The sequence below is a fragment of the Larkinella harenae genome (assembly GCF_054780515.1).
In genome coordinates this window covers 52,671-65,125 of record NZ_BAAGWE010000013.1, presented here as the reverse complement: position 1 = coordinate 65,125, position 12,455 = coordinate 52,671, and the positions used below count along the sequence as shown (strand labels likewise).

At 51.9% G+C, this 12,455-nt stretch carries 7 protein-coding genes; all 7 read left to right on the top strand.

The window, feature by feature from the left end; translation table 11 throughout:
- The first annotated feature begins 26 nt into the window (after positions 1–26).
- A complete protein-coding gene (locus tag ACYVH9_RS29255) occupies positions 27–1,394 on the top strand; it encodes a hypothetical protein (protein WP_460639998.1) in 1,368 nt (455 codons plus the stop codon).
- Positions 1,395–1,452: 58 nt separating this feature from the next.
- Positions 1,453–2,661, top strand: coding sequence for an aminotransferase class V-fold PLP-dependent enzyme (locus ACYVH9_RS29250; RefSeq protein WP_460639997.1), 1,209 nt, complete (start codon positions 1,453–1,455; stop codon positions 2,659–2,661).
- Between the two features lie 50 nt (positions 2,662–2,711).
- The gene (locus ACYVH9_RS29245; protein WP_460639996.1) at positions 2,712–3,965 is read left to right on the top strand and encodes an amidohydrolase/deacetylase family metallohydrolase; all 1,254 of its coding nucleotides are present in this window, start codon (positions 2,712–2,714) and stop codon (positions 3,963–3,965) included.
- 56 nt (positions 3,966–4,021) lie between these two features.
- Complete coding sequence (locus tag ACYVH9_RS29240) at positions 4,022–5,797, top strand: PQQ-dependent sugar dehydrogenase (protein WP_460639995.1); 1,776 nt, start codon at positions 4,022–4,024, stop codon at positions 5,795–5,797.
- A gap of 468 nt (positions 5,798–6,265) precedes the next feature.
- The gene (locus ACYVH9_RS29235; protein WP_460639994.1) at positions 6,266–9,286 is read left to right on the top strand and encodes a SusC/RagA family TonB-linked outer membrane protein; all 3,021 of its coding nucleotides are present in this window, start codon (positions 6,266–6,268) and stop codon (positions 9,284–9,286) included.
- Between the two features lie 38 nt (positions 9,287–9,324).
- Positions 9,325–10,905 (top strand): SusD/RagB family nutrient-binding outer membrane lipoprotein, encoded by a 1,581-nt coding sequence (locus ACYVH9_RS29230; RefSeq protein ID WP_460639993.1) that lies wholly within the window; start codon positions 9,325–9,327, stop codon positions 10,903–10,905.
- 205 nt (positions 10,906–11,110) lie between these two features.
- Positions 11,111–12,343, top strand: coding sequence for a sugar MFS transporter (locus ACYVH9_RS29225; protein WP_460639992.1), 1,233 nt, complete (start codon positions 11,111–11,113; stop codon positions 12,341–12,343).
- The last annotated feature ends 112 nt before the right edge of the window (positions 12,344–12,455 follow it).

The following is a 12,455-nucleotide window of genomic DNA, read 5'->3' as shown; positions in this document are numbered from 1 at the left end:
ACTAACCTCTTTACTAACCCAAAACCGTGGAAAAAACGAATACGAATCAGCGCCGGGATTTTCTGAAAAAATCAATCGGTTTCGCGGGCCTGAGCCTGGTGCCGCTATGGGACAAGGACCCTGAAAGCGGTACGAAGCTGGAGGAGTTTTTGACCAGTGGCCCGAAAACTGGCGCGGGACCTAAGAAAAAAATTGCTTTTTTGACCAATATTTACCGCAACAGCGCCCACGCCGACGTCATTGGTACCAAGTTGTTTGCCGGCATTCCGACCGATGATGGCCTGGTGGAACCCGACGTGGAGATTGTTTCGGTCTGGATTGACCAGATTGGTGACAACGATACGGGCGTGCGCATTGCCAAAATGAATAATGCCAAAGTCTATCCCACCATTGCGGAAGCCCTGACCCTGGGGACGGACAAACTAGCCGTTGATGCCGTCATTTACGTGGGCGAACATGGCGAATACCCCAAAAGCCGGTACGGTATCAAGATGTACCCGCGCATGAATTATCTGGAGCAGATTTTCCGGGTATTTGATGCGTCAAACCGGTCGGTTCCGGTCTTTACGGACAAACACCTGGCGTATAGCTGGCTCGACAGCAAGTGGGTGTACGACCGGGCCCAGGAACTGAAGGTGCCGATGATGGCCGGGTCTTCGCTGCCCTACTGCTGGCGCGACCCCCTGCTGGTGCACCCGCTGGGGGTAAAAATCAAAGAGGCCGTTGCCATCGGATATGCTTCGCTCGACGCCTACGGTTTTCACGTCTGCGAAATTCTGCAATGCATGGTGGAACGCCGGGCGGGGGGCGAAACGGGCGTGGCCAGTGTGCAGGGGCTGATTGGCGATTCGGTCTGGAAAGCCATTGATGCCGGTAAAATTTCGGGTGAACTGGTCATGGCAGCCTCCAACCGGATTAAAGGCCACGCATCCGGCAACATGCGGGAGCTGGTCAAAGAGCCGCGAGCGGTTATTATCAACTACAATGACGGTACGAAAGGCGCCATTGTCATGCTGGATGAGTACGTCAAGGAAGGGTGGGCGTACGCGGCTCATGCCGACGGAAAAGTGGTTTCCACGGAGTTTGTGCTGGACCACAGCATGAGCTACTCCCACTTTAGCTACCTGACCCTGAACATTCAGAAGTTCCTCGTCACCGAAAAACCGCAGGGACCCGTTGAACGCACCCTGCTGACGAGTGGAATGATTGATATGGGGATTCGCTCATCGGTGGACGGTCAGAAAGAAATCAAAACGCCCTTCCTGAACATTGCCTACCATGTCAAAGGGATAACCCCCATTTTACCGCCCAACCCCCGGCCAACGGGCCAGAGCCTCGGGCCGTGGCCCCCCAAAGGATATGAGTTTATTGTACCGGATAAATTTAAGAAATAGCCAGATTTTCAGCAGATTAGTGGGTGTTTTAAGGAGTTCAATCAAAAAGAAATAGACCATGCGTAGAAGAGAGGTTTTGAAAAGCATCTCGGCGCTGCCGGTGATCGGTGGAGCGGCCGAATCCCTGACGGGCGCAGGCATAAAGCCCGACGTGGCCCCCGACTATTTCAAAGAACTGGGCCTGCGGACCTTTATCAATGCCGCCGGTAACTACACGACCATGACGGCTTCGCTGATGCCGCCCGAAGTGTTGCAGGCCATCCACAGCAGTGCGCAGCAGTACGCCATGCTCGACGATGTGCAGGACAAAGTAGGTGAGCGCATTGCGAAATTATGCCGCGCCGAAGCCGCGATGGTGACGGCGGGTTGTTGGTCGGCGCTGGTGATCGGGATGGCGGGTGTTCTGACAGGCCTGGACGCGAAAAAGGCGGGCATGTTGCCTTTCCTGGAAGATTCCGGGATGAAGTCGGAGGTAATTATCCAGAAAACACACGCCAACGGGTACCATAAAGCGCTGACCAATACCGGGGTGAAAATCATCCTGATTGAAACCGTTGAGGAATTAAGAAAAGCCGTCAATGAAAAAACGGCCCTGCTCTGGTTTCTGAACCGGGAAGCGCCGGAAGGCAAAATCAAGCAGGAAGAATGGGTAAAACTCGGAAAAGAGCTCAACACCCCCACCATGATTGACATTGCCGCCGATGTGCCGCCGGTCGAAAATCTGTGGAAATTCAATGAAATGGGGTTTGATCTGGCCTGTATTTCGGGTGGAAAGGCCATGATGGGGCCGCAAAGTGCCGGAATTCTGATGGGACGGAAAGACCTGATCGCGGCCGCCCGGCTAAACGCTCCTCCACGTTCGGGAATCGCACGGGGGCATAAAGTCAATAAGGAAGAGATCATCGGGATGTGGGTTGCTCTGGATCAATACATCAAGCGCGATCATCAGAAAGACTGGGAAACCTGGGAGAAAAGTATTGCGCTGGTTGAGAAAGAGGTGAAGTCGGTCAGGGGCATATATACCGAAACGATTATTCCGCCGGTTGCCAATCACAACCCTTCGCTGAAAATTGGCTGGGATACTAAGGTGATTAAACTGTCGCGGGATGAGCTCGGCAAGCGGCTTCGGGAAGGTTCGCCGTCGATCGAAGTGATTTCCTGGGAAGACCCCGACAGCATCCGGATAACGGTGTTTATGTTAAAGCCCGGTCAGGACCGTATTGTTGCCAACCGAATCAGGGAAGAACTGAAACGGGCAGTCGTTTAAACAGGCCATCCGGTATGCTGGCAAACCGGATGGTGTAACCTTCTAGTGTCATGATGAAATTTATTGTTTTTATAAGTGCGCTGTTTATGAGTGGCTTTGCCACCGCACAGGAGTATGATTTGCTGTTGCAGGGCGGGCACGTGATTGATCCCAAAAACAAGATCAACCGGGTGGTGGATGTCGCCATCAAAGCGGGGCGCATTGCCGCCGTGGAAGCTAAAATTGACAGGAAGAAAGCCGCTGAAGTTGTCGATGTATCCGGGTTGTATGTGATGCCGGGCTTGATTGATATTCACGGGCACGTTTTTGCCGGTACAGCCGCTTTCGGCGCGTTGAGCAACGGTTTCAGCTCCCTGAGTCCGGACGGTTTTACCTTTCGGGTGGGCGTAACCACCATTGTTGATGCCGGAGGACCGGGCGGGAAAGAGTTTCTCGTATTCAAGAGAAATATCATTGATCGGTCGCGGACGCGGGTGTTATCCCTGCTGAATATATCCCGGGCGGGTATGTATGGCGATGAGTATTCGGATGAACAGCAGAATGTCAACTACATGGACCCGAAAGTAGCGGCCGAAATGGCTTTACAGCACAAGGAATACATTGTCGGGTTTAAAGTGGCGCATTTTCATAAGCCGGATTTTGTCGCGGTGGACCGGGTTGTCGAAGCCGGAAAGCTGGCCGGGTTGCCCGTCATGATCGATTTCGGTGGCAGCAAGCCCCGGTTATCGCTGGAAGAATTACTGATGCGCAAATTAAGACCGGGCGATATTTTTACGCATACCTACGGCGAACTGCTGGAAACGAAGGAAGCCATTGTGGATGTCGAAACCAAGACCCTGAAACCGTATGTATTAGCCGCCCGCGAACGGGGAATCATTTTTGACGTGGGCCACGGTGGCGGCAGTTTTCGGTATACGCAGGCCCTTCCAGCCACCAAAGCCGGTCTTTTTCCCCACACCATCAGTACGGACCTGCATACGGGCAGCATGAACGGGGCCATGAAAGATATGCTGAATGTCATGTCGAAGTTTCTGGCGTTGGGAATGCCGCTGGAAGACGTCATCCAAGCCAGCACCTGGAAACCCGCTCAGGTGATTAACCGGACGGAATTAGGGCATTTATCCGTCGGAGCCATTGCTGATGTTACGGTGTTGAATCTGCGGAAGGGCAAGTTCGGTTTTTTTGATGTCAACCGGGACAAAATGATGGGGACGCAGAAGCTGGAATGCGAACTCACCCTGAAGGATGGTATACCTGTTTACGACACCAACGGGATTATGATACCAACAACACTCAGTAAGTAACTAACCAAGTAACGCCTGACCCTGACCAACCCACTACTCATTATTACTTTCAATCCATGCACAACGTTCATGCGCGTAAAAGCCTGAAGGGTAGATCTTTATTTTCAGCGACTATCCTGGCGGGGGTGAGTGCCTTTTTCTGGGCTTTTTCAAGTTCTTTGGATCGGTTGCCCGCCGGTGATGCTGATAACGGAAAGCTATTTTTGCCCGACGGTTTTCAGGCTGTGGTTGTCGTGGATAGCGTTGGTAAAGGCCGTCACATTGCTGTCAACGACAACGGCGATATTTACATGAAGCTCCGGGCCGTCACACCCGAAGGAGGCAGCGTAGCCCTGCGGGATACTAATGGTGACGGAAAAGCGGATATTATCCGACATTTCGGCGACTACCAAGACCCGCAAAGCTACGGTACGGCCATGCGGATTTACAACGGCTACCTTTATTATTCGACGGCGACAACGGTTTACCGGAACAAACTGGTGAAGGGACAGCTGGTTCCCAACAGCAAAACGGAAGTGGTTTTAACGGATGATTACCCCGCCAAACCGTACCGGGTCGAACACGTTGCTAAGCCCGTTACCTTCGATGATAAAGGGTTCATGTATGTGCCTTTTGGTGCACCAGGCGACGTGTGTCAGGTTGTAAGTCGGAAACCGGGATCGCCCGGAAAGATGCCCTGCGAGGAGCTGGAATGGCATGGCGGGGTCTGGAAGTTTGACGCCAATAAACTGAATCAGGTGCAGAAAGACGGGGTTCGGTATGCGACCGGGATTCGGAGTATTGTGGCGATGGATTGGAATAAGCAGGACGGAAACCTGTTCGCCCTACAACACGGTCGAGACAGTTTCACCCGCATCTGGCCCGATTTGTATTCGGCCTGGCAAAGTGCGGTTTTGCCTTCCGAAGAATTTTTCAAAGTGGCCGAAGGGATGGACGGCGGCTGGCCCTACTATTACTATGACCAGATTCAGGGGAAAAAAGTCCTGAATCCGGAGTATGGGGGCGATGGCAAAAAAGAAGGGAAAGCAAGTGAAGTGACCAAACCGATCATCGGTTTTCCCGGTCACTGGGCTCCCAACGACCTGGTATTCTATACCGGCGATCAATTCCCGGAGCGGTATAAAAACGGAGCGTTCATAGCTTTTCACGGTTCCACAATTCGCGCCCCGTATCCGCAATCGGGCTATTTCGTGTGTTTTGTTCCCTTTAAAAATGGCCTTCCGAGCGGCCCCTGGGAAGTATTTGCCGACGGTTTTGCCCAACTGGAAACCATTGTCAGTACGGCGGATGCCCATGCCCGTCCGGTCGGTTTATCCATTGGTCCGGATGGCTCCCTGTACATTAGCGATAGCGTGCGCGGCAAAATCTGGCGCATTCTGTATAAAGGCGACAAAAAGAAATTCGGTGCAAAACAACTGGCGGCTATGGAAAAACGAAAGCTGACCAGTAACAACATCCGAATGCCGGATGAAAGTAAGGACAATTTGGAGAAAGGCAACCTACAGGCCGGTGCCAAGTTGTATAATACCTATTGTGGTCCTTGCCATCTGAATGACGGGAATGGAGACGGGAACCGGTTTCCGCCGTTGGTGGCCTCGGAGTGGGTGAGCGGGAGTAGCCGAAAACTCATTGAAGTCGTTTTAAAGGGGCTATCGGGTCCGATAACGGTTAAAGGCAAACCGTATAGTGGGGTCATGCCCGCCCATGATTTCCTGAGTGATGAGGATGCCGCCCAGATTCTGACGTATATCCGGATGGGTTTTGACAATAACGCATCGGCAATTTCGGTGGCTGACGTGAAAAAAGTCAGAAGCAACTTGACGGGAAAATAGCCGTTTCACAAGCAAGCCAGTGTCGTTCGGGGAGCCGGTTTGGTGGATGATCTGCCAAACCAGCTCCCCGCACTGTTGATCGACAGTCTGTGCAGTTTCGACGCTGGCCAATGAAACGGTTTTCGCAGCTAAAATGAAAAATGGCGTACCGGATAAACCGTCGCTGGCCATTGTGGCCTTGTAAAAATTACATCTTCCACCTGATGGATTATATGCTTTCGGAACAGCGCTGACGATTCTGATTATAAATCCAGGTTGCTGAAAAATAGTAGGAGAAATATAAAAAAAAGTATCAGTTAGGGATGGGTGGTGATACTATATTTGGTCACTTTCTCGGAATTAAATTCTATAACCACTAACTGATGCAAAACAATGGATAGAAAAAATCCTGAAAAGCCAAATTTTAATAGAATCTGGTTTTCTTTCATTGCCAACGCCGGTAGCAGAAGCGCTCGCCCCTGGAGCGTCATGAGATGCATGGTGTTCATGGCCTTGTTCATGGGGGCGTTGGCGCCGTCGGTATCGGCGCAGAACCATCGGGTGAGCGGCAAGGTGGTCGGCAAGGATGGGTCAGCTTTACCGGGCGTTAATGTCATTGTAAAAGGGACCACAACCGGAGCCTCGACGGATGCGGAAGGAAAATATTCGCTGAACGCACCCTCAGGCAATGCCACCCTGACCTTCTCCTTTATTGGTTATGTTTCGCAGGATGTCGGCTTGGCGGGCAAGACAGTTATTGATGTGACCTTGCTGGAAGACGTAACCCAACTGAATGAAGTGGTGGTAACCGCCCTGGGTATCGAGCGAAGCGCCAAGACCCTGACGTACTCGACGCAGCAAATTTCCGGAAAGCAACTGGTGGACGTCCGCGATGCCAACTTTGTCAACACCCTTTCCGGTAAGGTAGCGGGGATGGTGGTGAGTCAGGGGTCGTCGGGGCCGGGTTCAGCGGCCCGGGTTACCTTACGGGGAAACCGCTCCATTGCCGGAAATAACAACGCCTTGTTTGTGGTTGACGGTGTGCCGATCGACAACTCGGTGCGCAATCAGGTCAATTCGGATTTTGGCGGCACCAACCGCAGCGACGGCGCGGCCAACATCAACCCGGACGATATTGAGTCGATGAACGTCCTGAAAGGGGCTGCAGCCGCCGCCCTGTACGGCAGCCGGGCCGCCAATGGGGTCATCATGATTACCACCAAAAAAGGGAAAGCTGGTAAAATTACCACCGATATCAACTCCGGCGTCGTGGTTGAAACGCCTTTTCTGTTGCCTAAATTTCAGAATACCTACGGGCAGGGAGCCGGTGGCGTATCCAGCGAAAATGCCAGCGGGAGCTGGGGCGCCCCCGCAACAACCTACCCCAACAACATTCGTGATTTTTACCGGAATGGGGTTTCGACCAACAACTCGATCGGGATTTCCGGAGGAACCGAAAAGGTGCAGACCTATCTTTCCTATACCCACAACATGAATCAGGGAATTATTCCGAACAATGAGCTGCTGCGGCATACCATCAACCTCCGCATCAATGCCCAACCGGTGAAAGGGTTGTCGGTCGATGGAAAAATAACCTATATCAACCAGGATATTAAGAATAAACCGTATTCCGGGGAGAACAGCGGCCCCATCATGAACCTGCTGAAGGTGCCCCGTAGCGTTGATCTGAACGAATACAAAACTTACCAGACCGATAAAGGAACCCCAACGTACTGGACAAGTTCGGGAATCTACATGAATCCCTACTGGACCATCAATAAAACCTTTGCCAACGAGAAGCGTGACCGGGCCATCATATTAGGCTCCGCCAAGTATGACCTGACCAACTGGCTGAATGTACAGGGCCGGATTAGCTACGATACCTATGTTGACGATTACGATCGCGGCTGGGCCAATGGTACCTTGCTGTACGCTGCCGCGGGTGGTAATTACGAGGCTTTTGTTGGGAAGACGCTCGAACGGAACCTGGACCTGATTTTTTCGGGGAACAATAAGCTTGGCAAGGATTTAGGCATCACCTATAACTTTGGCGCGGGTTCCACGTACAACAAATACTCGGAAGTTGGCGCTATGGCCACCGGTTTGTCCGTGGTTGACAAATTTGACCTGACCTTTGCGACCAACCTCACCAAGGTTTCTACCTTCTCGGAAAAAGAATTACAATACGTGTTTGGGGCCGCTTCTTTTTCATTCCGGGATTACCTGACGGTTGACGCATCCCTGCGGAATGACTGGTCGTCTACGCTGCCGAGTCCGCACTCGTACATGTATGCTTCGTTTGGGGGTAATTTTATTCTATCGGATGCTGTTAAGCTGCCCAATTGGCTCAATTTTGCGAAAGTTCGTGGCTCCTGGGCGCAAGTTGGTAACGATACCAGCCCCTACCAGCTGGACCCAACGTATGGTTTCACCACCGGGGGAACCACGGGGTATATTTCCAGAACGACTACCCTGCCGAACGTTAACCTAAAACCGGAAATTTCTTCATCCACCGAATTCGGGCTTGATTTACGGACCCTCAACGGGCGCCTGGGGCTGGACTTTACTTATTACAACAGCAACACGGTGAACCAGATTCTGACGCTGGCATTAGCCAATGCTTCGGGGTATAACTCCCAGCTAATCAACGCCGGTAAAATCAACAACCGGGGTTTTGAAATTGTGCTGACGGGGCAGCCGCTGCGAGAAGGAACGTTAAACTGGCAGACCACCGTAAACGTTGCCCGCAACGTCAATACAGTTGTTTCTCTGCACGAAAGCATCAAAAAAGCAACCCTGGGAAGCGGCATCCGGAGTGCCGGACCGGTGGTGGCCGAGGGCGGTTCGTACGGGGATATGGAAGGGTATACCTGGCTGCGGGATGCTCAGGGTCGCTACGTGGTGAACAACGCAGGCTTACCCCTGGTTGGCCCCATCGCAAAAATCGGCAATTTCAATCCCCGATTTACCGTGGGCTGGAACAACACGTTCAATTACAAGAACTTCCTGCTGTCGTTCCTGGTGGATGGCCGCGTGGGCGGCACGATGACCTCGGGCACGGAAGCAAACCTCGCTTTCGATGGCAATGCCGATTACACCACGGCTTACCGGGACGGCGGCTGGGTGCTGGATGCGGTCAAAGCTGATGGAACGCCCAACACCACGGCTATCAAGGCGGAGCAATTCTGGCAAACCGTATCCCAGGGACGGTATTCCTGGGGCGAATTCTTTACGTATGATGCAACGAACATCCGGTTAAGAGAGGTCTCGCTGGGTTACAATATTCCGTTATCTTCTAAATTTTTCACCAATGCACGGGTTTCCCTGACCGCGCGCAACCTGTTCTTCCTCTACCGCGGGTATACGACCTTGGATATTCCCGGACTCGAAAAACGCAAGATGGAGTTTGATCCGGACATGAACCTGGGAGCCGGAAACTTCCAGGGACTGGATTACGGTAACTTGCCTTCAACCCGGACACTTGGTCTGAACCTGAAACTGAGTTTTTAATCTGGAAAACAAGCGCAGCTATTAAGCCAAGAACAATCATGAATACGCTTATAAATCAAACCCTTCTAAAAGCGACCCGTATGGTCAGTCTGGGCGTACTCGGTGTCATCGCGGCATCCTGTACGGATGATTTTATCCAGATGAACAAGAGCAAAACGGCGGTGGTGGTGCTAAGCCCGAACGAATACCCTAAATTATTTTCGCAGGCGCTATCCCAGGGTTCTCACCACCCATCTTACCAGACCGGGCAAAATCTGTTCTCGGATTTGTACGCCCAGTATTTTGCCACCACGACTCCTAACTTCCTGTCGGATCGTTATTTCATCAATATGTCATGGATTAACTCCCACTGGAACCCGGTTTATACGCAGGTTGTGCCCCAGCTAAAAACCCTGTTTGAGAATTACCAGCCCAACACCGCTGAATACGCTCTTTCGAACATCTGGTGGGTGTTTTCGTTTCACCGCATGACGGATCACTACGGACCCATCCCGTATTTCGATGCAGGTGTGCCGGCCCAAAGTGTCAAATACGATGCGCAGGACAAAATTTACGATGACTTCTTCAAACGGCTGGATGCGGCCGTTACGGTTTTAAAAGGTAAAACCGCTGAAAAGCCGTTCGGGGTCGCGGATATCATCTACGCGGGCGATGTCAACAAGTGGATCAAGTTTGCCAATACGCTGCGGCTGCGGTTGGCGTTGCGGATTTCGAAAGTGGATCCGGCACGGGCGAAAACAGAAGCGGAGGCAGCGGTGGCGGGGGGCGTTTTAACCAGCGCGACGGAAGATGCCATGATGGTTCGGACGGCCGTCAGCAGTGCGGACGCCAACGGGTTGTCCCGGATTGCGGCCTGGGGCGAATTCCGGATGAGTGCAACGATGGAATCGTTTCTGAAAGGGTACGGCGATCCGCGAATGACGGAATTTTTTCAGCCGGCCTTTGCCACCAAAACGTACGAAGGCCTGCGCAACGGGCTGAGTCCTGCTCAATTGATCGAGCCATCCAATACCAATGATAACAACTCGAATATTGGGGCACGCTGGGTCCGAAACACCGGTACGGGATCAGGATGGGAGAATATTTTTGCCGTCAAGGCCGACATCATGCACGCGGCTGAGGCCTATTTCCTGCGGGCTGAAGGTGCCCTGAACGGCTGGAACATGGGCGGAGGTACGGCCAAATCATTTTATGAAGACGGTATTCGGGCTTCGATGGCGACCTGGGGATTCAGTGGCGCGGCTGTTGACACCTACATCAACGGAACAACCCCGCCCGTGGCCCCCGGTGATTCGCAAAAATCCCCCGCCATCAGCACCATTCCCGTCAGATGGGGAGCGACCGAAGCGGTACAGCGGGAGCAGATCGGCACGCAGAAATGGCTGGCGCTTTATCCGGATGGGATGGAAGCCTGGGCGGAGGTCCGGCGGTCGGGGTACCCCAAGTTGTATCATGTCATAAACTCTGTGAACACAGATGTGCCCACAACCGAATTCATTAAACGAATTCCATTTATTGATGCCGAGAAACAAAACAATAAAGCAGCTGTTGAAGCCGCGGTTTCCCTGCTGGGTGGTCCTGATAAGGCCAGTACACCCCTTTGGTGGGATAAGGACTAGCTTACCCCGTTAGCAGCGTTTAATGTAAAAAGTACATCCTGGGATACTGATTAGGTAGGCTCACGGATGTACTTTTTGGCTCTCACGTGTAACCAACACAGACGGTTTTTCGGCACAGCGCTTTCGCGCTTGTTTATGACAAGCCAGTCCAGGCATTTCGTAAATCTAAATAATAATGGTGAAGGAGAAATCTACGCTATATCCAATGCTCATCATTGGAATCCTTTTTTTTGTCTTTGGCTTTATTACCTGGGTAAATGGTGTCCTGATCCCGTACTTCCAGATTTGCTTGGAATTGAGCAATTTTCAATCTTTTTGGGTAGCCTTTGCCGCTTACATCGCCTACTTTTTCATGGCCATTCCTTCGGCCTATATTCTGAAAGCGACGGGTTATAAAAAGGGCATGGTGATTGGGTTGCTGATCATGAGCGTTGGAACGTTATCGTTTCTGCCCGCTGCGTATGTGCGGAATTATGCTTTTTTTCTCATCGGGTTATTTATTACGGGCACTGGGCTCGCTCTATTGCAAACAGCCGCAAATCCCTACGTAGCCGTCATTGGTCCAGCCGAAAGTACAGCCCAACGGATTGGCTTTATGGGCGTGGCGAACAAAACTGCCGGTATTTTGAGCCAGCAGATTCTGGGGGCCATCTTTTTAGTAAATGCCGATTCGATTATCGCTGCGTTAAAACAGGCCAGTTCTGCCGAAAAAATAGCCATTCTGGATGCTTACGTTCTTAAAGTCGTCAATCCGTATTTGATTATTACGCTGCTACTTGGGGCCTTAGCGGTTCTGGTCCATTTTTCCAGATTGCCCGAGGTGAAGGAGTCGGTTGATGCGGGCGAAGATAAGGGTGGCGGATTACCTAAAACGTCAGTCTGGCAATTTCCCTACCTTGTTTTAGGCGTGGTCGCGTTGTTTATGGCATCGGCCTGTGAGGTCATTCCCATTGATTGCATCATCGTTTACAGCCGTTCGCTGGGCATTCCGCTGAATGAAGCCCGGCACTTTACCGAATATACGCTTTATGCCATGCTTGGCGGGTATGTATTGAGTACGATTATCATTCCCAAGTATCTTTCCCAGCAGGCGGCCCTGCTCACCGTTTCAGTTCTGGGATTAGTGCTCACCGCCGGGACTTATTTTTCTTCGGGTTTGGTTTCCGTCTATTTCCTGGCTTCCCTGGGGTTTGGGGCTGCCTTGCTGTGGGGAACAATTTGGGGGCTGGCCGTTCGTGGGCTTGGCTTATTTACCAAGCTTGGAGCGGCCTTGTTGTTGATGTCGGTCGTTGGTGGGGGGATTTTTCCACTTATTTTCGGCAAACTAATGGATCGTTTCCCAGAAAACCCTCAGACGGCGGTGTTGGTATTAATTCCGTGTTACCTCTATTTAGTCTTTTACAGCACGAAAGGGTATAAACGGCTCAACTGGATTTGATCGAATTGGAGCTGCTGCGACTGCTGTATAGGTTTGAAATCCTTGTAGAAGTTAGGGCCTATCAACGTTTTTATGCCGACAGGAAGAGACGGCTATCAGCCAGTTGGAAGAA